This window comes from Stenotrophomonas sp. Steno-C15 (assembly GCF_056393265.1).
Genome location: NZ_JBWJPF010000002.1, coordinates 98,904 through 120,366 on the forward strand (window position 1 = coordinate 98,904; position 21,463 = coordinate 120,366).

Annotated in this window: 24 protein-coding genes; 3 read left to right on the forward strand and 21 right to left on the reverse strand. The window is 66.7% G+C overall.

Translation table 11 applies throughout. The annotated features are described in order from the left end of the window. Positions 1-67: 67 nt before the first annotated feature. The 13 genes from alaS to rlmE form a co-directional block, all read right to left on the reverse strand. A complete protein-coding gene (alaS, locus tag AC06FB_RS02455; RefSeq protein ID WP_478053340.1) occupies positions 68-2,716 on the reverse strand; it encodes an alanine--tRNA ligase in 2,649 nt (882 codons plus the stop codon). A gap of 109 nt (positions 2,717-2,825) precedes the next feature. Next, the gene (recX, locus tag AC06FB_RS02460; RefSeq protein ID WP_262101241.1) at positions 2,826-3,320 is read right to left on the reverse strand and encodes a recombination regulator RecX; all 495 of its coding nucleotides are present in this window, start codon (positions 3,318-3,320) and stop codon (positions 2,826-2,828) included. A 110-nt stretch (positions 3,321-3,430) separates the two neighbouring features. After that, positions 3,431-4,468 carry a recombinase RecA gene (gene recA, locus AC06FB_RS02465; protein ID WP_053520004.1) on the reverse strand — a complete coding sequence of 346 codons (1,038 nt, stop codon included), beginning with the start codon at positions 4,466-4,468 and terminating at the stop codon, positions 3,431-3,433. Positions 4,469-4,672: 204 nt separating this feature from the next. Next, a complete protein-coding gene (gene lexA / locus AC06FB_RS02470; protein WP_053520003.1) occupies positions 4,673-5,308 on the reverse strand; it encodes a transcriptional repressor LexA in 636 nt (211 codons plus the stop codon). Positions 5,309-5,397: 89 nt separating this feature from the next. Beyond that, positions 5,398-7,080, reverse strand: coding sequence for a 2-polyprenylphenol 6-hydroxylase (gene ubiB / locus AC06FB_RS02475; protein WP_262101347.1), 1,683 nt, complete (start codon positions 7,078-7,080; stop codon positions 5,398-5,400). 34 nt (positions 7,081-7,114) lie between these two features. Further along, a complete protein-coding gene (locus AC06FB_RS02480) occupies positions 7,115-7,609 on the reverse strand; it encodes a CinA family protein (protein ID WP_053520002.1) in 495 nt (164 codons plus the stop codon). Between the two features lie 120 nt (positions 7,610-7,729). Further along, positions 7,730-9,040 (reverse strand): ribosome rescue GTPase HflX, encoded by a 1,311-nt coding sequence (gene hflX, locus AC06FB_RS02485; RefSeq protein ID WP_065174932.1) that lies wholly within the window; start codon positions 9,038-9,040, stop codon positions 7,730-7,732. Between the two features lie 14 nt (positions 9,041-9,054). Continuing rightward, positions 9,055-9,330: an RNA chaperone Hfq gene (gene hfq, locus AC06FB_RS02490; RefSeq protein WP_004152891.1), complete on the reverse strand. Its 276-nt coding sequence runs from the start codon at positions 9,328-9,330 to the stop codon at positions 9,055-9,057. Between the two features lie 96 nt (positions 9,331-9,426). Beyond that, positions 9,427-10,380: a tRNA (adenosine(37)-N6)-dimethylallyltransferase MiaA gene (miaA, locus tag AC06FB_RS02495; protein ID WP_262101240.1), complete on the reverse strand. Its 954-nt coding sequence runs from the start codon at positions 10,378-10,380 to the stop codon at positions 9,427-9,429. Further along, entirely contained in the window at positions 10,380-11,276 is an 897-nt protein-coding gene (folP, locus tag AC06FB_RS02500; protein WP_262101239.1) for a dihydropteroate synthase, read from the reverse strand. Before folP ends, miaA begins: the two co-directional genes overlap by 1 nt. A 159-nt stretch (positions 11,277-11,435) precedes the next feature. Next, positions 11,436-11,621, reverse strand: coding sequence for a hypothetical protein (locus tag AC06FB_RS02505; RefSeq protein ID WP_065179301.1), 186 nt, complete (start codon positions 11,619-11,621; stop codon positions 11,436-11,438). Positions 11,622-11,724: 103 nt separating this feature from the next. Next, on the reverse strand, positions 11,725-13,662 hold the full coding sequence (ftsH, locus tag AC06FB_RS02510) for an ATP-dependent zinc metalloprotease FtsH (RefSeq protein WP_053519737.1): 1,938 nt from the start codon (positions 13,660-13,662) through the stop codon (positions 11,725-11,727). 66 nt (positions 13,663-13,728) lie between these two features. After that, the gene (rlmE, locus tag AC06FB_RS02515) at positions 13,729-14,361 is read right to left on the reverse strand and encodes a 23S rRNA (uridine(2552)-2'-O)-methyltransferase RlmE (protein WP_065181256.1); all 633 of its coding nucleotides are present in this window, start codon (positions 14,359-14,361) and stop codon (positions 13,729-13,731) included. Between the two features lie 65 nt (positions 14,362-14,426). On the opposite strand from rlmE, the gene yhbY reads away from it, so the two are divergent. Together yhbY and AC06FB_RS02525 are read left to right on the forward strand one after the other, a co-directional pair. Then, positions 14,427-14,732, forward strand: a complete 306-nt coding sequence (gene yhbY / locus AC06FB_RS02520; protein WP_053519735.1) for a ribosome assembly RNA-binding protein YhbY — start codon at positions 14,427-14,429, stop codon at positions 14,730-14,732. A gap of 13 nt (positions 14,733-14,745) precedes the next feature. Next, a complete protein-coding gene (locus tag AC06FB_RS02525; RefSeq protein ID WP_053519734.1) occupies positions 14,746-15,120 on the forward strand; it encodes an Mth938-like domain-containing protein in 375 nt (124 codons plus the stop codon). A gap of 116 nt (positions 15,121-15,236) precedes the next feature. On the opposite strand, the gene AC06FB_RS02530 is transcribed toward AC06FB_RS02525, so the two are convergent. Genes AC06FB_RS02530 through surE form a run of 4 tightly spaced genes read right to left on the reverse strand, consistent with a single transcriptional unit; the run spans position 15,237 to position 18,094 of the window. Then, on the reverse strand, positions 15,237-16,010 hold the full coding sequence (locus AC06FB_RS02530; RefSeq protein ID WP_053519733.1) for a peptidoglycan DD-metalloendopeptidase family protein: 774 nt from the start codon (positions 16,008-16,010) through the stop codon (positions 15,237-15,239). Continuing rightward, positions 16,007-16,621, reverse strand: coding sequence for a YqaA family protein (locus tag AC06FB_RS02535; protein ID WP_053519732.1), 615 nt, complete (start codon positions 16,619-16,621; stop codon positions 16,007-16,009). The genes AC06FB_RS02530 and AC06FB_RS02535 overlap by 4 nt, the downstream gene beginning before the upstream one ends. Positions 16,622-16,640: 19 nt before the next feature. Further along, positions 16,641-17,318 carry a protein-L-isoaspartate(D-aspartate) O-methyltransferase gene (locus tag AC06FB_RS02540; protein WP_053519731.1) on the reverse strand — a complete coding sequence of 226 codons (678 nt, stop codon included), beginning with the start codon at positions 17,316-17,318 and terminating at the stop codon, positions 16,641-16,643. Next, on the reverse strand, positions 17,315-18,094 hold the full coding sequence (surE, locus tag AC06FB_RS02545; protein ID WP_053519730.1) for a 5'/3'-nucleotidase SurE: 780 nt from the start codon (positions 18,092-18,094) through the stop codon (positions 17,315-17,317). The genes AC06FB_RS02540 and surE overlap by 4 nt, the downstream gene beginning before the upstream one ends. A 209-nt stretch (positions 18,095-18,303) precedes the next feature. Between surE and AC06FB_RS02550 the strand changes: the two genes are divergently transcribed. Then, positions 18,304-18,843, forward strand: coding sequence for a Smr/MutS family protein (locus AC06FB_RS02550; protein ID WP_053519729.1), 540 nt, complete (start codon positions 18,304-18,306; stop codon positions 18,841-18,843). Between the two features lie 10 nt (positions 18,844-18,853). Here AC06FB_RS02550 and truD read toward each other — a convergent pair whose 3' ends face one another. The 4 genes from truD to ftsB are packed head-to-tail and all read right to left on the reverse strand — an operon-like array spanning position 18,854 to position 21,462. Then, a complete protein-coding gene (gene truD, locus AC06FB_RS02555) occupies positions 18,854-19,885 on the reverse strand; it encodes a tRNA pseudouridine(13) synthase TruD (RefSeq protein WP_164152232.1) in 1,032 nt (343 codons plus the stop codon). Further along, positions 19,882-20,379 carry a 2-C-methyl-D-erythritol 2,4-cyclodiphosphate synthase gene (gene ispF, locus AC06FB_RS02560; RefSeq protein WP_197570955.1) on the reverse strand — a complete coding sequence of 166 codons (498 nt, stop codon included), beginning with the start codon at positions 20,377-20,379 and terminating at the stop codon, positions 19,882-19,884. The genes truD and ispF overlap by 4 nt, the downstream gene beginning before the upstream one ends. Positions 20,380-20,413: 34 nt before the next feature. Continuing rightward, positions 20,414-21,112 carry a 2-C-methyl-D-erythritol 4-phosphate cytidylyltransferase gene (gene ispD, locus AC06FB_RS02565; RefSeq protein WP_053519726.1) on the reverse strand — a complete coding sequence of 233 codons (699 nt, stop codon included), beginning with the start codon at positions 21,110-21,112 and terminating at the stop codon, positions 20,414-20,416. Continuing rightward, positions 21,109-21,462: a cell division protein FtsB gene (gene ftsB / locus AC06FB_RS02570; protein ID WP_053519725.1), complete on the reverse strand. Its 354-nt coding sequence runs from the start codon at positions 21,460-21,462 to the stop codon at positions 21,109-21,111. Before ftsB ends, ispD begins: the two co-directional genes overlap by 4 nt. Position 21,463 lies beyond the last annotated feature (1 nt).

Below are 21,463 nucleotides of genomic sequence, written 5' to 3' on the forward strand. Positions count from 1 at the left end.
AGGGAAAAGATTCGCAATGGTACCGTCAGCCGTCCCGCTCCTACAAGAAGGGGGACGGCAGGCTTCATCACAGGCGGGGGCTGACCCATTCGACGACGGCAGCCAGTGCAGTGGCAAGGGCGGGCCCGTCCTCGCCACCACCCTGGGCGAGGTCCGGGCGTCCGCCGCCCTTGCCCCCGATCTGACCGGCGATATGCGACAACAGTTCCCCGGCCTTGACCCGGCCCGTTGCACTGCCGTTCACGCCGGCGACCAGGGCGGCCTTGCCGTCCTGGGCACCTGCCAGCACGATCACCGCGTCTCCCAGCTGCTGCTTCAGGCGGTCCACGGCATCGCGCAGCGCCTTGGCGTCGAAGCCCTCCAGGCGGGCCGCCAGCACCTTCACGCCCGCGACCTCGACCGCCTGGCTGGAAAGGTCGGCGGTCGCACCCGCGGCAACCTTGGCCTTCACCGCTTCCAGTTCACGTTCCAGCTGCTTCTGGCGCTGGCCAAGCGCCCGGATCTTCTCGACCACGTCGGCAGCACTGCCACCCAGCAGCTCGGCCGCCTCGGCCAACCGCGCCTCTTCGGCATCGACGTAATCCAGGGCGCCCTGACCGGTGACCGCTTCGATGCGACGCACGCCCGCGGAGACACCCCCTTCCGAGGTGATCTTGAACAGGCCGATATCACCGGTACGCTTGACGTGGGTGCCACCACACAGTTCGGTGGAATAGTCGCCCATTTTCAGTACCCGGACCTTTTCGCCGTACTTCTCTCCGAACAGTGCCATTGCGCCGAAATCGAGTGCTTCCTGCATGCCCATGGAGTGCACTTCGGCAACATTGTTGGCACGCACCTGCTGATTGACCTTGCGCTCGATCACGGCCAGTTCTTCGGCACTGATCGGCTGGAAATGCGAGAAATCGAAACGCAGGCGGTCTGGCGCCACCAGCGAGCCCTTCTGCTGCACGTGCGTGCCCAGCACTTCGCGCAGGGCCGCGTGCAGCAGGTGGGTGGCCGAGTGGTTGAGGATGGTGGCGCCGCGGCGCTCACCGTCGACCTCGCCAGCCAGCACATCGCCCACCTTCAGGTCGCCTTCGGTCAGGGTACCGACATGGCCGTGGAACTGGCCCGCGAACTTCTGGGTGTCTTCCACCGCCAGCCGCACGCCGTTGCCGGTCATTACGCCGGTATCGCCGACCTGGCCGCCGGACTCGGCATAGAACGGCGTCTGGTTGGTGATGACGATGACGGCATCGCCGGCACTGGCCGACTGTACCGGACGCCCCTCCTTGAGCAGCGCCAGCACGGTCAGGTCACCGGCCTGCAGGCGGTCGTAGCCCAGGAACACGGTCGGGGTGAGCGTCGCCACCAGCTCGGCCGGCAGGGTCACGCCACCACCGAACTTGCCCGCGGCACGCGCGGTCTCGCGCTGCTGTTCCATCGCCGCATCGAACCCGGCGATATCGACCGTCAGGTCACGCTCGCGGGCGATGTCCTGGGTCAGGTCCAGGGGGAAGCCATAGGTGTCGTAAAGGCGGAAGGCGTCACCACCCGGGATCACGCCATTGCCGGCCCTTGCCGCAACGTCTTCGAAGATTTTCATGCCGGCGTCGAGCGTCTCGGCGAACCGCTCCTCCTCAGCCTGCAGCGCGCGGGTCACGGTGTCCGCTGCCGCCGGCAGCTCCGGATAGGCCTCGCCCATCTGTGCAACCAGCGTCGGCACCAGCTTGCTGAAGAACGGCTGGCGCACACCCAGCATCCAACCATGGCGCAGCGCGCGGCGGATGATACGGCGCAGCACATAGCCCCGTCCTTCGTTGGAAGGCAGGACGCCATCGACGATCAGGAACGAGCAGGCGCGGATGTGGTCGGCAATCACGCGCAGCGACTTGTTCTCCAGGTCGGAGGTACCGGTCAGCTCGGCGGCCTTGCGGATCAGAGCCTGGAACAGGTCGATCTCGTAGTTCGTGTGGACATGCTGCAGGATCGCCGCAAGACGTTCCAGGCCCATGCCGGTATCCACGCACGGCGCCGGCAGCGGCACCAGAGTGCCGTCCGGCTGGCGGTCGAACTGCATGAACACCAGATTCCAGATCTCGATGAAGCGGTCGCCATCCTCATCCGGCGACCCCGGAGGACCGCCGGCAATGTGGTCGCCGTGGTCGTAGAAAATCTCGGTGCACGGACCACACGGGCCGGTGTCGGCCATCTGCCAGAAGTTGTCCGAAGCGAACGGCGCGCCCTTGTTGTCGCCGATCCGCACGATGCGCTCTTCCGGCACCCCCACCATGTCGCGCCACAGTTCGTAGGCTTCGTCGTCGGTCTGGTAGACAGTCACCAGCAGGCGCTCGGCAGGCAGCTTCCAGACCTGGGTCAGCAGCTCCCACGCCCACGCAATCGCGTCCTTCTTGAAGTAGTCACCAAACGACCAGTTGCCCAGCATTTCAAAGAAGGTGTGATGGCGGGCGGTGTAGCCGACCTGGTCAAGATCGTTGTGCTTGCCACCCGCGCGCAGGCAGCGCTGGACATCGGCCGCGCGCACGTAGCTGCGCTTCTCGGCACCGAGGAACACGTCCTTGAACTGCACCATGCCGGAGTTGGTGAACAGCAGGGTCGGATCGTTGCCAGGCACCAGCGGTGCCGACGGCACGATGGTATGGCCTTTGCCCTTGAAGAATTCAAGGAAATCGCTGCGGATCTGGGAGGTCGTGAATTTGGCGGGTGCGTTCATTGGGGGCTGGCAGTCTGCGGGCCGGCGGACCCGGACCACCGGCCGCCTGGGCCAGGGTCGCGACGGACCGCCGAAAACCTAAAGGGTATCAGGCCCGGCGCCGCCAGTCTCAATCGTCAGGGTCGTAGCGGGTCGCATGGCGGATGCTGTCACCGTCGAAGCCCCGCCGCGCCAGCAGATCCGCCGCTTTGCGGCGCTGCGCCAGGTCCTGTGGGCCGGCCTCGCCAAAGCGGCGGCGGACCAGATCACGGGCGTTCTCCTGCCAGTCGCCCTCGTAGCTGTCCATCGCTGCGGCAATCGCGGCACTGTCCAGCCCGTGGGTCCCCAGTTCGGCACGCACATGGATGGGGCCGTAACCGGTGTTGGCCCGCATGCGTACCAGGTTCTCGGCAAACCGGGTGTCGTCCTGCCACCCCGCTTCGGTCAGCTTGGCGACCGCTGCCTGCGCGGCTTCGTCTTCGATACCCCGCGCAGTCAGTTTGCGGGTCAATTCCTTGCGTGAATGCTCCCGGCGGACCAGCAGGCCCAGTGCCCGCTGCACCGGAGTCTGCTCGCGAGGCCGGCGCTTTCGGCCTGTCGAGGTAGGTTCGTCGCTGTCGGACATCAATCCCTCCAGGGGTGGCGCCGTCCCTGGCACCCTGCCCATCCTGGGCGGTTCGAACCTGCGGGGTAGAGCGACGTCACTGACGGCGTCACCCTACCCCACAGCAAGACTTACTCGTCGTCGCCTTCGTCGTCGCCTTCCTCGCGGACGGCCTCGGACGGCTGGAATTTCTCGCGCAGCTCGGCTTCGAGCTTGGCGGCGACGGTCGGGTTGTCACGCAGATAACCGCGGGCGTTGTCCTTGCCCTGGCCGATGCGCTCTTCGCCATAGCTGTACCAGGCACCGGCCTTCTCGACCAGCTTGGCATCCACGCCCATGTCGATCAGTTCACCTTCACGGCTGATGCCTTCGCCATACAGGATCTCGGTGATTACCTGCTTGAACGGCGGGGCCAGCTTGTTCTTGACGACCTTGATCTTGGTCTGGTTACCGATGATCTCATCGCCCTTCTTGATGGCACCGATGCGGCGGATGTCCAGACGGACCGAGGCATAGAACTTCAGCGCGTTGCCACCCGTGGTGGTCTCCGGGCTCTGGCCCGGCATCATCACGCCGATCTTCATGCGCAGCTGGTTGATGAAGATCACCAGCGTGTTCGAGCGCTTGATGTTGCCGGTCAGCTTACGCAGCGCCTGGCTCATCAGGCGGGCCTGCAGACCCGGCAACTGGTCGCCCATCTCGCCCTCGATTTCGGCCTTCGGGGTCAATGCCGCGACCGAGTCGATCACCAGGATGTCCACCGAGCCGGAACGGACCAGCATGTCGGCGATTTCCAATGCCTGTTCACCGGTATCGGGCTGCGACAGCAGCAGATCGTCCACGTTCACGCCAAGCTTGGCGGCATAGATCGGGTCGAGAGCGTGCTCGGCATCGATGAAGGCAGCGGTGCCTCCCATCTTCTGGCACTCGGCGATGGCCTGCAGCGTCAGCGTGGTCTTGCCCGAGGACTCCGGTCCATAGATTTCCACCACGCGGCCCTTCGGCAGACCCCCGATGCCCAATGCGATGTCGAGCATCAGCGAACCGGTCGGGATGGCTTCGACGGGCTCGACCACACGGTCGCCCATGCGCATCACCGAGCCCTTGCCGAACTGCTTTTCGATCTGGCCCAGAGCAGCAGCCAATGCGCGCTTCTTGTTCTCGTCCATCGTATTGGTCCTTGCAGAGGTCATTTCGTTGGGGGTGCTGTCTTTGGGGGTCTTCTTTGCCATGGGTTCACTTTAAGGCGGACGTATCGCACAGGCTGAGATTCTGCCCGGCGCTCTGAAAAGAATTATCGGACATCCGTACCAACCTCGGTGGAACCAGAGAATCGCCACAAAAGACCGCGGGGTAACGCACCTTCGAACGCTTCAGCGATTCGGCCGCAACAGGCCGCAGTACAGGCCTTCGATCGAGAAGTCCTGGTCGGGAAGCACTTCGATCGGCTTGTAATCGGGGTTCCGGGGCAACAGCCGGATACGGTCCTTCGCGATCTTCAGCAGCTTGACGGTGATCTCATCATCGATGCGCGCCACCACGATCTGCCCCGAATGGGCGTCGCGGGTGCGGTGCACGCCGATCAGGTCACCATCGAAGATCCCTTCGTCGATCATCGAGTCACCCTGCACCTTCAGCAGGTAATCCGGCGCGGGCGAAAAGAACACCCGGTCCAGCACCACGAAATCGTCCGAGCCGATATCCGCGCCGATAGGGAGGCCGGCGGCGACCCGCCCCAGTACTGGCAGCCGCAGCACGCTCTCGGGCAGCCCGGGCTCGGCCAGGGTCTCCACGGGGGGAGCCTGCACCAGGCGGATGCCCCGCGCCTGGCCGGGAATGCGGCGGATCGCTCCCGCCTGCTCCAGCGCCTCCAGGTGGTACTGGGCCGCGCGTACGCCCTTGAAGCCGAACGCACGTGCGATTTCAGTCTGCGACGGCGGCGCGCCTTCGCTCTCGATACGCTCGGCGATCAACTGCAGGATCGCCTGCTGGGTGTCGGTCAGGTCCATGGTTAGTAGTATTACTACTAACTACGGGAACTGCAAGTGCCGGACACGACAGGGCGAAGCGTGCCGGGCGATACCGCAGCGAACGACACTCAGTCGTGCCTGCCACTTCTCCAGATGGAGAACAGGATCCAGACGCCGCAGATACCGGCCCCGACGAATCCGGAAACCCCGAGCGCCAGCAGCCAGCGGCTGGAGACCCCACCGACGCTGTGCATGACGATCGATGAGCCGATGATCAGCGCTGCAGTCACGATGCCCATCACCATGCGATTGGCCGCACGGTTCACCTGCTCGCCAAAGCCCTGCAGCGCACTGGTCTCGACCTTCAGCTGCAGGCGCCCACGGCGCGCCGCCTGCACCAGCTTGCGCAGATCGCGCGGCAGATCGCCGGCGAAGTCGATCATTCCCAACAGGCTGCGCCGGCCGCGTTTGAGCAATGCCCGCGGCGCGTAGCGCTGCAGTACCACCCGCTCCAGGAAGGGGCGTGCGGCACTGGCCATGTCGAAGTCCGGGTCGAGCTGCCGGCCCATGCCTTCCAGGGTGAGGAACGCCTTGATCATCAGTGCGAGGTCGGCCGGCAGGGTCAGGCTGTAGCTGCGCAGCAACTGGGTGATGTCGCCCAGCATCAGGCCGATGCGCAGATCCTTCAGCGGCACGCCACGGTACTGGTCGACGAACTGGCTGATGTCGTGCTGCAGCCGGTTCTCATCCACCTCCACGCCCCCGGCCCAGTCCAGCAGGACGTCGGCCACCCCCTGCGGGTCCTGTTCGACCAGCCCGTGCAGCAGTTGCGCAACCTGGAAGCGACGCACTTCGGACAGTGCCCCGACCATGCCGAAGTCGATCACGCCGATGCGGCCGTCACGCAGATAGATGATGTTGCCCGGGTGTGGATCGGCGTGGAAGCTGCCGTCCTCGAGCACCATCTTCAATACGATGTTGGCACCGCGCCGCGCCAGTTCACGACGGTCCAGCCCTGCTGCGTCCACGCCGGCAAGATCGCGGCCCGGAATGCCGTCCACGAAGTCCTGCACGTTCAGGCTTTCGCAGGTCCACTGCCAATGCACGCCGGGAACAAGGATGTCGTCGCGACCTTCAAAGTTGCGTGCGATGCGCTCCGCGTTGCGGCATTCGGCCGCGAAATCGAGTTCGCGCCGCAGCGATACGGTGAACTGCTGCACCACCTCTGCCGGCCGGTAACGGCGCAGATCCGGAAGACGCGCCTCGACGATTTCGGCCAGCCGTGCCAGCAGGCGCAGGTCGGCTTCGACCACGTCACGGATGCCGGGACGACGCACCTTCAGCACCACTTCGCGGCCGTCCAGCAGGCGCGCGCGATGGGCCTGCGCCAGCGAGGCCGCCGCCATCGGTGTTTCCTCGAGGAAGGCGAATACCTGCTGCGGAGGCGCGCCCAGATCGGCCTCCAGCTGCGCGCGGATCTGCGCATAAGGAAGGGCCGGTACCGCATTCTGGAGTTCGGAAAGCTCGGCGATCCACTCCGGCGGCAGCAGATCGACACGGGTCGCCAGCACCTGTCCGAGTTTGACGAACGTCGGACCGAGGTCCTGCAGGGCGCTGCGCACCCGCACCGGCGCGGTCATCCGCAGCAGATGCTGGCGGTCCTCGTTCCAGTGCAGCAGGCGCCCGGCACGCTCCAGCACCGTGGCCAGGCCGACCCGGCGCACCACGTCGCCGAAGCCATAACGGATCAGGACCGCTGCAATTTCCTGCAGCCTCCCCAGGTCACGGACGGTGCCCAGCGTTTCCCACATCATGCGTGCTCCGGACGATTACCGCAGCAGCATGTCACAGCTGGGCGTCGATACCGTGCAATGCCGCAGCGACGGTTTGCCTGCGGATGGCTTCGCGGTCGCCATCGAACTGGAACAGTTCCGCCCGGGCGTATCCGCCGCGGCGCTTCCAGCCGATCCAGACGCTGCCGACCGGCTTGTCCGGGCTGCCGCCACCAGGACCGGCAATGCCGGTAACCGCCACCGCGATGCCGGCACCGGAGTTGATCAGAGCGCCGGACACCATCTCCAGCACCGTTTCGCGGCTCACCGCACCGAACTGCTCCAGCGTCTGCGCGCGTACCCCAAGCAGGCGCTGCTTGGCTTCGTAGCTGTAGACCACCATGCCGCAGTCGAAGAACGCCGAGGAACCGGCGATGTCGGTCATGGTCTTGGCGATCCAGCCGCCACTGCAGCTTTCAGCCGTCACAAGCTGCAGCGAGGCCTGCTGCAGGCGCTGCCCGAGTGCGGCAGCCTGGGCGTTGAGGTCGGCGTCGGTAGGGATGGACATCGAGATGACAGTGGGGTGAAGAACCCGCCTGTTGTACCGCAGATGGCAGGCGCGTGTCGCGTCCCGGCCGGTACGCGCCCGACTACGCAGCGGCGCGCACCGGGATTGTGCGGCGCTATCTCACCATTCCGGCAGCTTTTCCGGCAGCAGGGCACGGATCGGCCCGCCATCAATGCCCGCCGCGAGTTTTTCGGCTTCGGCAATCGGAAGATCGACCTGCAGCAGCCAGCCCTCCTCGTCTGCCTGCTCGCTGCGGATCACTTCCAGCTGATGCAGGCGCGCGCGCAGGCGGCCCGCATCCGGCGGCAGGCGCAGCTCCCCGGTCACATGCTGCAACCCCAGGCGCTTGCCCAGCACCGCCTGCAACAGCTCCAGGCCCTGCCCGTCACGCGCGGAGATCCAGACCCGCTCGCGGCGCGACTCGTCCGGCACGCCATCCTGACCATCGTGGCGCACTTCGGCGCCCTCGATACGGTCGATCTTGTTGAACACCAGCAGCTGCGGCAGATCACCCGCACCGACCGCAGCCAGCACCTCGTCGACCTGGGCGATGCGCTCCTCGCGGTGCGGATCGGCCGCATCGACCACGTGCAGCAGGAAATCGGCCTCGCGGGCCTCGGACAGGGTCGAGCGGAACGCGGCCACCAGGTCGTGCGGCAGGTCGCGGACGAAGCCGACGGTGTCGGCCAGCACGACGTTGCCACCCGGCACAGCGATGCGGCGCACCGTCGGGTCCAGGGTCGCGAACAGCTGGTCGGCCGCATAGGCCTCGGCGCCGGTCATCGCGTTGAACAGGGTCGACTTGCCGGCATTGGTGTAACCCACCAGGGCCACACGTGGCAGTTCGCTGCGCACGCGCGCACGGCGCATCTGGGTGCGCTGGACTTCGACCTTCTCCAGCCGCTTCTGCAACTGCTCCACCCGCTTCTGCAGCAGACGGCGATCGGTTTCCAGCTGGGTTTCGCCCGGGCCGCGCAGGCCGATCGAACCACCGCGCTGGCGCTCCAGATGGGTCCAGCCGCGCACCAGCCGCGTCGCAAGGTGGCGCAGCTGCGCCAGCTCGACCTGCAGCTTGCCTTCGTGGCTGTGAGCGCGCTGCGCGAAGATGTCCAGGATCAGCCCGGTACGGTCGATCACCCGGCGCTCCAGGAAGCGTTCCAGGTTGCGTTCCTGGCCGGGGCTCAGCGCATGGTTGACCAGCACCAGATCGGCGCCGGTGGCGTCGGCTGCTGCCTTGATCTCATCCAGCTTGCCGCTGCCGATCAGGGTCGAGGGATTGGGACGGTCCAGGCGCGCGGTGATCGTGGCAGCGATGCTGGCCCCTGCCGAGCGGGCCAGATCACCGAACTCTTCCAGCACGTCGTCTTCCAGCTTGCCGAAGTGCGGCTGGATCAACAGGGCATGTTCACCCTTTTTCGAGCGGTCAAACATTCACCGCTCCGGTCTTACTCGTCTGCTTCATCACCTGCCTGACCACCTTCACCCGACTGCACATAACCACCGCCCGGCCCAACCTTCACATTGCGTGCCGGCACCACGGTGGAGATCGCATGCTTGTAGACCATCTGGCTGACCGTATTGCGCAGCAGGACCACGAACTGATCGAACGACTCGATCGTGCCCTGCAGCTTGATGCCGTTGACCAGGTACACCGAAACCGGCACGCGCTCGCGCCGCAGTGCATTCAAGAAAGGATCCTGCAGCGATTGCCCCTTGGACATTGCTCACTCCTGATTATTGTTCTTATTGGGTTGCCGGCGGCCGCCGCGGCCCCCGAGCCGCCCGCCGGACAGTGATGTTACACGGCTGGCGGCGGTTCAGCGTGCGACGAAGGTCGACACCGCGTCGGCCATCCGCTCGTGGTCGATATGGGGGTCGAACCAGCGCGCGTCAAGCTCACCCCGCAGCCAGGTCAGCTGCCGCTTGGCCAGCTGGCGGGTGGCGAATATCGCCTTGTCGCGGAAGCCGCCGGCATCGATCCGACCGTCCAGGTGCTCCCAAGCCTGGCGGTAGCCGACCGCACGCACCGCCGGCAGGTCCAGCGGTGCCGCGACAGCGGCCATTTCCGGAATCGCGCGCAGATCGCGCACTTCGTCGAGGAAGCCCTGGGCCAGCATGGCATCGAAGCGGGCCTCGATCCGCCGGTGCAGGATTGCCCGGTCGTGCGGCGCCAGGACCAGCTTCAGGGTGCGTACCGGCAGCGGCGCCACGCCGGGCCGGCGCTGCCACTCGCTGATCGGCGTTCCCGTCAGTCGATAGACCTCCAGCGCCCGCTGGATCCGCTGTGGGTCTGTCGCATGGATGCGGGCAGCCGCGGCGGGGTCCACCTTCGCCAGTTCGGCATGCAACGCGGCCCAACCGCGCTCGGCGGCCTCGGCTGCCAGCGTGGCGCGCAGGGCCGGGTCGGCCTCCGGCATGGGCGACAGTCCCTGCAGCAGGGCGCGGAAGTACAGGCCGGTGCCCCCGGCCAGGATCGGCATCCGTCCACGCGCAACGATGTCGGCGACGACGCGGCCGGCGTCGGCGGCGAACTCCGCCGCTGAGTAGGTCTGCCACGGATCACGCAGGTCCAGCAGGTGATGCGGCGCCTGTGCGCGCTCGGAAACGTCGGGCTTGGCCGAACCGATATCCAGATGGCGATAGACCAGCGCCGAGTCAACGCTGACGATCTCGCCATCCAGCTGCCGGGCCAGGGCGATCGCGGTGGCCGTCTTGCCACTGGCGGTCGGCCCCATCACGGCAATCGCCAGCGGCCGCCGGTCAACGCCCATCAGTCTTCGTCCGGCCAGCTGATCGTCGCCCGGGTGTCATCGCGTGGCGCCGGCACGGCGTCCACCGCCTGCCAGATCTTCAGTGCATCGACGGTGGCGGCGACGTCATGTACACGCACGATACGCGCACCGCGCTGCACGGCAATCAGGTGCGCGGCCACAGACGCCGCCACCCGCTCGGCCGGCGCGTCACGCCCGGTCAGCTCGCCAAGGCTGCGCTTGCGCGACAGGCCCGCCAGCATCGGCACGCCCAGTTCCAGAAAACGCTCCGAACGCGCCAGCAGGGTCATGTTGTGCGCGGTGTTCTTGCCGAAGCCGAAACCTGGATCGATGACCAGATGCTTCTTCGCGATGCCGGCCATCTCGGCGGCGAACAGGCGCTGCACGAGAAACCCGTGGACTTCGGCAACGACGTCGTCGTAGTGCGGATCGGCCTGCATGTTGCCCGGCTCGCCCTGCATGTGCATCAGCACCACCGGCACGTTGGCCGCAGCGGCCGCTTCCAGCGCGCCGTCCTGGCGCAGGCCGAAGATGTCGTTGATCATGCCGGCGCCGGCGGCCACCGCCGCGCGCATCACCTCAGGCTTGAAGGTATCGATGCTGATCGGCACGGAGGTACGCGCCGCAAGCTGCTCGATGACCGGAACGATGCGGCGGAGCTCTTCCTCCACCGATACCGGTACAGCGCCGGGACGGGTCGATTCACCCCCGATGTCGAGCAGGTCGGCGCCCTCTTCCACCAGCTTCAGGCCATGCGCGACCGCGGCTTCCGTGGTGTCATGGTGCCCGCCGTCAGAGAACGAATCCGGGGTGACGTTGACGATGCCCATGACCCGGGCACGGTCCAGGCGCAGGATGCGACCGGCGCAGTCGAGCTGGGGCGAGGTATCGAACATGGGCAATCCTGCAGGGACAACGGCGGGTAGTTTAGTTCGGCAGGGCTGCGCCCTGCACCCGCAGAGGCCAGGGCGACAACAACAGCCAGAGCAACAGCTGCTTTGCTGATGAAAGGCGGGGCCGGTCCGGTTGCAGGGCGTCAGCCCTGCCGACACCCCTCAACGGCGGCGGCGCTTGCGGTCCACGTAGAGGGTCCTGGCAATGCTCAGCACGATGCCGACCGCAATACCCACCACGCAGCCCAGCAGCAGATTGTCGGCCCCCAGGCCCACACCCACACCGACCACGGTGGCGATGACCATCTCGACGGTGTGGGAAATCGGTTCGGGCTTCGGGGCGGACATGCGGGCTCCAGCGTCAGATCGGTTCTTCGGGGTGGGCCGAGGGCCCGGAAACGACGAAGCCGGGTTGCCCCGGCCTCGTCTGATGTCACGTGCGGCGGGGCCGTCAGTGCGATTCGGCCGGACCGGCGATCGGCGGCAGCGGACGGGCATCACCGCCCTTGTCGTTGCTGCCACCGTCCTTGTTCGACTTGTTCCAGCCCGCCGGCGGCGGCGGCTCGCGACCTTCCATGATGGCGTCGATCTGCGGCGCGTCGATGGTCTCGTACTGCAGCAGCAGCTGCGACATCGTGTGCAGCTTGTCGATGTTGTCGGTCAGCAGCTGGGTGGTGCGGGCGTAGGCCTTGTCGAGGATGTTGCGCACTTCCTCGTCGATGCGGCGCGCGGTGTCGTTGGACACGCTCTTGTGCTGCGTCACCGAGCGGCCCAGGAAGACTTCGTCGTCCTCCTCGCCATAGGCGATCGGACCGAGTTCTTCGGACAGGCCCCACTTGGTGACCATGTTGCGGGCCATCTTGGTGGCGCGCTCGATGTCGTTGGACGCACCCGTGGTGACCTTGTCGGTGCCGAAGATCAGCTCTTCGGCGACGCGGCCGCCGTACAGCGAGCACAGCTGCGACTGGATCGCCACGCGGTTCATCGAGTACTTGTCGCCCTCAGGCAGGTACATGGTCACACCCAGGGCGCGGCCGCGCGGAATGATCGTGACCTTGTAGACCGGGTCGTGCTCGGGCACCAGGCGGCCGACGATGGCATGGCCGGCTTCGTGGTAGGCGGTGAGCGTCTTCTCCTCCTCGCTCATGGCCATCGAACGGCGCTCGGCACCCATCAGGATCTTGTCGCGGGCACGGTCGAAGTGGTCCATGCGGACTTCCTTCTCGTTGCCACGCGCGGCAAACAGGGCTGCCTCGTTGCAGAGGTTGGCCAGGTCCGCGCCGGAGAAGCCCGGGGTACCGCGTGCGATCACCAGCGGCTCGACGTCGTCGGCCAGCGGCAGCTTGCGCATGTGCACCTTCAGGATGTGCTCGCGGCCCTTCACGTCGGGCAGACCGACCACCACCTGGCGATCGAAGCGACCCGGGCGCAGCAGTGCCGGGTCCAGCACGTCCGGGCGGTTGGTCGCGGCGATCACGATCACGCCTTCGCCACCCTCGAAGCCATCCATCTCGACCAGCAGCTGGTTCAGGGTCTGCTCGCGCTCGTCGTGACCGCCGCCCAGGCCGGCACCACGGTGACGGCCGACGGCATCGATCTCGTCGATGAAGATGATGCACGGGGCGTGCTTCTTGGCCTGCTCGAACATGTCACGCACGCGGCTGGCGCCGACGCCGACGAACATTTCCACGAAGTCCGAACCGGAGATCGAGAAGAACGGCACCTTCGCCTCACCGGCGATGGCCTTGGCCAGCAGCGTCTTGCCGGTACCCGGCGGGCCGACCATCAGCACGCCACGCGGAATCTTGCCGCCCAGCTTGGTGAACTTGGACGGGTCGCGCAGGAAGTCGACCAGTTCGCCCACTTCCTCCTTGGCCTCGTCGCAGCCGGCGACATCGGCGAAGGTGACCTTGATCTGGTCCTCGCCCTGCAGCTTGGCGCGCGATTTGCCGAAGGACATCGCGCCCTTGGCGCCGCCGCCGCCGCCCTGCATCTGGCGCATGATGAACAGCCAGAAGCCGATGATCAGGATGACCGGCAGGAAATTCATCAGGATCGCGCCCAAGGAGATGCCGCTGGAGGGCTCCTCCTGCACGATCTCGACGTTCTTGGTGCGCAGCACGTTGATCAGGTCGCGATCGAACGGCGCGGTGATGGTGGACGACTGTCCACCCCGGGTGGTGTAGGTGATCTGGCTGGTGCCGCCGCGCATGTCGCCGCCGAAGGCGACCTTCTGCACGTTGCCGCTGTCCACCTGGTCCAGGAACTGCGAATAGGACGCACCCTGCGCACCGGCCCCGGAGGACTTGGGCGAGAAGCTCTGGAAGACCACCATCAGCACGACGGCGACGACCACCCATAGCAGGAGGTTCTTGGTCAAGTCGTTCATCCTCATTGGCTCCGGTGTTCCTCTCAGTGCGGGCGTTGCGTTGGGGTTGAAACTTACGTTGCGAGCTTACTTCATGTGGGCGCGTTTGCCCTGACCCAAGGCGTACACCTCGGGAGAGCGTTTGCGCGACGCTTCCGGCTTGCGGATGGAGACCTTGTCGTAGCGACGGCGCATTTCACGCACGTAGTCGTCAAAGCCCACACCCTGGAACAGCTTGATCAGGAACGCCCCGCCGGTCTTCAGGTGGTTGTCGGCGAAGTCCAGCGCCAGCTCCGCCAGATGCATCATCCGCGGCTGGTCGACCGCGTCCATGCCACTTTTATTGGGGGCCATGTCCGACAGCACAAGGTCCACCGGCTCGTCCCCGAGCATGGCTTCAAACTGAGATAGGACGGCTTCTTCCCTGAAGTCACCGTGAAGGAACTCCACACCCGCCAGCGGCGGCATCTCCAGGATGTCCAGCGCCAGCACGCGGCCGGTGTCTCCCATCTGTCTCCGAACCTGCTGAGACCATCCGCCAGGGGCGGCACCGAGGTCCACCACGACCATGTTCCGCTTCAGCAGGCGGTCACGTTCAAGCAACTCTTCAAGCTTGTAGGCCGCCCGCGAGCGCATGCCTTCGGCCTGCGCCTTCTTCACGAAGGGGTCGGAGAAGTGTTCCTTGAGCCAGCGCTGGCTGCTTTTGCTGCGGGTTGCCATTGGAAACAGGGGCTGATGGGGCCGTCATGATACCCTGATCCCCCCATTCAACCGTCTTTTCCTGCATGTCCATCGCCCTGACCGCCTCCCAGACCCGTTTCCTGCGCGGCCAAGCCCACGACTTGAAGGCCCTGCTGCAGACCGGCGGCAAGGGAGTGACCCCGGCCTTCATCGCGGAGCTGAACGAAGTGCTGGAGCGCCACGAACTGGTCAAGGTCAAGGTCGCAGCCGAGGACCGCGAGGCCCGGGACGCGATGATCGGCGAGATCGTCGAAGCCACCGACAGTGCGCTGGTGCAGCGCATCGGTCACGTTGCCGTGCTGTATCGCCCGAGCAGGGAACAGCGCCAGATCGTGCTGCCGCGCGGCTGATCGCGCTACCGCCATGCAGCTGAACCACGAGCCGCCCGATTACGCCTACAGCCTGCGCGCTGCCGATGGCCGCTCGGCCAAGGTCAATGACACGGTGCTGGCCAGCAGCTTTCTGCTGACGCCGGACCAGCTTGTCGAACATTGGCCTGTCGCCGATGCGGCGGCGCTGACGGTGGCCGACCTGGAACCGGTGCTGGCACTGAGTCCTGCATTGATCGTCCTGGGAACCGGCGAGCGGCAGGTGTTTCCGTCGGCTGCGGTGATGGCCGCCTGCCTGTCGCGCGGGATCGGCCTGGAAGTGATGAACAACCCTGCCGCGGCGCGCACCTTCAACATCCTTGCCGGCGAAGGCCGCAAGGTGGCGGCCGCGTTCATCCTGGAAGGTTGAGGACCACCGCCGGGCATGGCCCGGCGCTACCTTGGTGCACGTACGCCGGGCATGGCCCGGCGCTACCTTGGTGCACGTACGCCGGGCATGGCCCGGCGCTACCGTACCTGCCTGCGCTAGCGCGCTGGCAGGTACTGCTGCGGATCGACCGGCTTGCCGTTGTAGCGGATTTCAAAGTGCAGCATGTCGCGATTCGCGCCGGTGCGCCCCATCTCGGCAATCTGCTCACCCGCCTTCACGCTCTGCCCCTCATTGACCAGGCGCTTGCGGTTGTGGCCGTAGGCCGACAGCCACTGGTCGCTGTGCTTGATGATGATCAGCTCGCCATAACCGACCAGTCCGGCACCCGAGTACACCACCACACCGTTGGCGGTGGCCTTGACGGCCTGCCCGCTGGTACCGGCGATGTCGACGCCCTGCTTGGTTGCGTCGCCGGCCACGTAGCGGCCCACGATCGCGCCATCGGCCGGCCAGCGCCAGGCGATGTTGCTCTTCACCGGACCGGCCGGTGCCGTGGCCGGTGCCGTGCTGCCGCCGCTGCGCGGCGCGGTGACCACGGTGGTCGGTGCGCGGCCGCTGCTGGCCCCCGGCGGATACAGGCGGATGACCTGCCCCGGATAGATCGTCGACGGGTTGTCCAGGCTGTTCCACGCGATCAGATCGGCCGGGGTGATGTCGTGGATGCGGGCCAGCGCGTAGATCGTGTCGCCCTTGCGCACGACCACGGTCTGCCCCGGCTTGGCCACCGAAGTCTTGGGCGTAGTGACCGCCGCCCCGCCACCACTGCCATTGGGCCGCACCACCGTGGCAGTGCCACAGGCAGCCAGGCCGGAAACCAGCAGCACCAGCGCGCCGACGCGCACTCCCTTGCTCAGACGATCAGCACTCATGCGAACTTCGACCTCCATACAAGCCAGGCGATCAGCACCACCACCAACGCGGTGGCGATCCAGCCCAGCGGTTCAATCCAGCGACGCAGCGCCGCTTCGGCGCGCGCTCCACCGATGCGGATCACGGCAGCGAGCACATACACGCGCTTGCCGCGTCCGATCAGCATGCTCAGCAGGTACTGCGGCATCGGTACGCCGACGATACCCGATGCCCACGTGAAGACCTTCATCGGGATCGGCATGAAGCCGCCCAGGACCAGGAACGTGAACACCGCCCACGGCGATTCGGCCATCTTCTCCTGCACGGTGGTGATGCCCTGTTCGATTGCCGGCAACATGCCCAGCACTTCGAACAACGGCTTGATCGCCTCGAATGCGAAGTGACCCAGCGCATAGCCGACCACGGCACCGACCATCGAACCGGCCAGGCTGAGGGTCGCGAACCACCAGCCGCGCCGGGGTTGAGCCACGCACATCGGCGCCAGCATCACTTCCGGCATCACCGGAAAGATGATCGCCTCGAAAAAACTCAGCACCGTCAGGTAGGTCGGCGCGCGTTCGTGCGCCGCCCACTTCATCGCCCGCTCGTACAGCGGTCCGAAAATCTTCATGCAACCCTGCTCCGTGGATTCAATCCAGCATGCCAGACAGCAGCGGCACGAAGGTGACCGGTGCCAGCACGCGCTGTTCGACGCTGCCGTCGGCCCTGCGGTCCAGCTGCACCAGCGACTGTGCACTGGCACCGCCGACCGGCGCCACCAGCCGGCCACCTTCGGCCAGCTGCTCGATCAGTGCGTCGACCAGCGCCGGGGCCGCAGCTGTGACGACGATGGCATCGAACGGGCCGTGCTCGGCCCAGCCGACACGGCCGTCATCGTGCTTGGTGCGGATGTTCATGCCGAGTGCGCGGAACCGCTTGCGGGCCTGCCGCAGCAGGTCGCCGATGCGCTCCACGGTGTAGACCTCCAGGCCCAGTGCACCAAGCACGGCGGCCTGGTAGCCGGAGCCCGTCCCCACCTCCAGCACCCGCTTGGGCGCCACCTGCACGACCGCTTCGGTCATCCGCGCCACCACCCAGGGTTGCGAGATGGTCTGGCCGTGGCCGATCGGCAGCGCGGTGTCTTCATAGGCCCGCGAGGCCAGGGCCTCGTCGATGAACAGATGGCGGGGCACCACCCGGATCGCGTTCAGCGTGGATTCGTCGACGATGCCGGCTTCGCGCAGGCGATCGACGAGACGATCGCGGACGCGCTGTGACGTCATGCCGATGCCGACGGCTTCCGGTTGCAGGCGCAGGCGTGGGCTCATGCCGGCTGGTCCAGCGCGGCGCTGAGACCGCCGACCCAGCTGGCCACTTTCTCAAGCGCCTGATAGCGGGTCAGGTCCACCTGGATCGGGGTGATCGAGATATGCCCGGTACGCACCGCGTGGAAGTCGGTGCCGGGGCCGGAGTCCTGCTCGCGGCCTGCCGGACCGATCCAGTACACCTCGTTGCCGCGTGGATCCTTCTGCGGGATGCAGCCTTCGGCGCGATGGCGGTTGCCCAGCCGGGTGACTTCGAAACCCTTGACCTCGGTCCACGGCAGGTCGGGCACGTTGACGTTGAGGATGGTGTCCGCCGGCAGCGGGTCGGCCTTGAGGCGGGCGACGATTTCCACGGCGGCACGCGCCGCGGTCTCGAAGTGACGGGGATCGTGATTGCGGGTCACCAGGGACACCGCCACCGCGGGCAGGCCGAGGAAGCGCCCCTCCATCGCCGCCGAGACGGTTCCGGAATAGATCACGTCGTCACCCAGGTTGGCGGCGTTGTTGATGCCCGACACGACAATGTCGGGTTCGAACTCCAGCAGGCCGGTCAGCGCCAGATGCACGCAGTCGGTGGGCGTGCCGGCCACCGACACGGTGTAGTGATCGATGCGCTTGAGCCGGATGGGCAGGTCCAGGGTCAGTGAATTGCTGGCGCCTGAGCGATCGCGGTCGGGTGCGACCACCGTCACTTCGTGGCCGGCGTCACGCAGTACCGAGGCAAGCATCCGGATACCTGCGGCGTCGACGCCATCGTCGTTACTGACCAGAATTCGCATCTTCGATTTAACCGCTTGATTTTCCAAGAATTCGATTCCGTCACCGTGCGGTGTTGGCGGGACCGTCGTGCTTCCCTGCGGAAGCCGACGACCCTGCAGGGGCATCGTCTATTGTGCCGCATGCGAGCCGCAGGTCCTACCCTGCCGGCGGTCACGACTGGCCTCGCATTGCGATAGGCAGGCCCGCGTCACCGGTTTACCCTGTGCGCATGTCGCATCCAGAAGACGAAGACCCTGCCGCGCTCTTCCGCGCGGCCATCGGCGAAGTGACGCCGCTGCGCAAAGAGGCCGAACCCGCGCCGGCCGCTGCCCGGCCGAAGCCGCGCGCGCGCATGGCCGAACGCGACGAGGCCGAGGCCGCCGGCGAGTTCGCCCGGCTGTTGCGCGACAGCGCACCGCTGGAAGCCGGGGATGTGGCCAGCTACCGGCGCGACGCCCTTCCGCCGCGGCTGTTCCAGCGTCTCAAGCGCGGCCAGTACTCGGTGCAGGACGAGCTGGATCTGCATGGCGCGACCGCAGCGCAGGCCGAGGCCATGCTGCGCCAGTTCCTGCTGGAGGCGCACGCACATGAGTATGGCTGCGTGCGCATCATCCACGGCAAGGGACTGCAGTCCGACGGTGGTGCGCCGGTCCTGAAGAATCTGGTCGACCGGCTGCTGCGCCTGCGCAACGATGTGCTTGCCTTCCATTCGGCGCCGGCCAGCCAGGGCGGAACCGGTGCCGTACTGGTGCTGCTGTCCCGGCGCTGATGCAATCCGCTCAGGACTGCGCGGCGTCCTCGACCGGTCCGAGCTCGTGCAGGACCGCGGTGGCGTAGCAGCCCGGCGGCAGCGCGAACGACAGCTCAAGCACATCTTCCGCCAGCCACTGGTGCTGCAGCAGCGCAGGACGCAGGCGCAACGCGCGGCGCTCCTGCTTCAGCCGTGCCTCTTCCAGTCCGGCACGCAGCGCCTTCGATTCCTCGTCGTCGAGCGCGCGCAGTTCGAGCTCGCGGGCGGCGCCGGTACTGCGCAGCTCGCCCTCTCCCCACAACGGCGCGCTGGGATGGATATCGAACCCGGCCAGCCGCGCTGCCAGTGCATCGGTGTAAGGCTCCGGACCAAACACGCTGCGGCTGCCATCCAGCATCCACACCTCACCGTCCAGCGGCTGGTCCCAGACACCCTGCTCCACGCGTGCGGCAAGCACGCGATTGAACAGTGCTGAACGCGCAGCCGACAGCAGCAGCGAGCGCTGGTCCTTGCGCATGCGGCGGCCACCGAACATCGCCAGCGCTGCCGGAACGTTGCCGCCATCGCGGCCGAAACGCTGCTCGCCGAACCAGTTCGGCAAACCACGATCGGCAATCTGCTGCAGGCGTTCGCTGATTGCGACCGCATCGCCGCGTACCTGGCGCAGCACCAGCCTGAAACGATTGCCGGCCAGCGCGCCACGCTGCAGCTTGCGGTTGTGCCAGGTTGCATCGAGCACTTCGATATCATCGCTGGCCAGCAGCGCCAGATCCGGCGCGACGCGCTTGGGCAGATGCACACTGAAGCGCTGGGTGGTGACCGCGTGGCGATCCTTCATCCCGGCATAGCTGACCGCCATCTCCGGCAAGCCAGCCCACTTGGCCAGCACCTTGGCCACATGCACGGTGTTGGCACCGCGCTTGCGGACATGCAGCAGCAGATGCTCGCCCTCGCCCGTGGCCTCAAAGGCCGGCAGCTCGTCGACCTGGAAATCCTCCGGGGTGGTGCGGATGCGCGCCTGCAGCAGCGGCGCACCGAACGCGAGCGGCAGCGGAATCATGCCGCCACCAGCAGGACCACAGCCTGTGCCGCGATGCCTTCACCGCGACCGGTGAAGCCAAGCTTCTCCGACGTGGTGGCCTTTACGCTGACCGCATCCAGTGGCAGCTGCAACAGTGCCGCGATGCATTCACGCATTGCCAGCGCATGCGGCCCGACCTTCGGTCGTTCACAGATCACGGTGACATCAGAGTTGCCGACGCACCAGCCACGCTCACGCAGGAGAGCGTCGCAGTGGCGGACGAAGTCGCTGCTGTCGGCTCCCTTCCAGCGATCATCGCTGGGCGGAAAGTGCTGGCCGATGTCGCCCAGCGCCAGCGCGCCGAGCATGGCGTCACACAGCGCGTGCAGGATCACGTCGCCATCGCTGTGCGCGAGCACACCGTGGCTGTGCGGCACGCGCACGCCTCCCAGCATGATGTGGTCACCCTCACCAAAGGCGTGGACGTCGTAGCCCTGGCCGATGCGGACGGGCGGGAACGGAGCAGTGCTCATGGATGCAACCCTTGCAGCAGGGCCGCGCGGGCGTTCAGCCGGCGCGGCGGGAAAGTACGAATTCGAAGCGGTCCAGGTCGGCGGGCGTGGTGACCTTGAAGTTGTCCTCGCTGCCTTCAACCAGCAGCGGGCGCTGGCCCTGGCGTTCCATGGCCATGGCTTCGTCGGTGACGTCCACGCCGGACGCAGCGGCGTCGGTCAGCGCACGGATCAACTGATGGCGGCGGAACAGCTGCGGGGTCAGCGCGCGCCACAGGCGCTCGCGGGGCTCGGTGCCGTCGATGCCACCATCGTCACCGGCCCGCTTCAGGGTGTCGCGTACCGGCGCGGCAAGAATGGCCCCGACCGGATCGGTACGGCCAACCTCCAGCAGGCGACCCAGGTCGGCCAGCGACAGATTGGGCCGCGCGGCATCGTGCACCAGCACGAACTCATCGGCGCGGACGCTCTCCGGCAGCGCAAGCAGGCCGGCCAGCACGGAGGCGGCGCGGGTCGCCCCCCCCGTGCAGGTCAGCACCGGCTTGCCGGCCCATTCGCTCCAGCCCGGCCAATCCGCGTCATCCTCGCCGATCACCACCATCGCGCCGGCAACGGCCGGGTGGGCCAGCAGTGCCTGCAGGGTGTGGGCCAGCAGCATCTGCCCGCCCGCCTGCAGATACTGCTTGGGCAGTGGCGCACCGAAGCGGGCGCCACGACCGGCAGCGGGAACGACCACCCAGATCGCCGCGCTCATGGCACGTCCGCCGGGTGGTCGCCCGCCTGTTCGGGCATCGGCACCGGCGGCTGCGCCGGACGAACCGGCGCGTCGTCGACCACCCGGTAGAACTTCTCGCCGGGCTTGATCATGCCCAGCTCACTGCGTGCGCGCTCTTCGATGGCGGACTGGCCTTCCTTGAGGTCCTTCACTTCCGCAGCCAGCGCATCATTACGCTGCTGCAGACCTTCGTTGTCCCGTTCCTGGCCGGCAACCTGGGCTTCGAGCATCATCACTTCCCCCGAATTGCCCGGGCCGAACCAGAAACGGTACTGCAGCCATGCCAGCAGCAGGGCCAGCACCAGCAGCAGCCAGCGCCAATCGCGCATG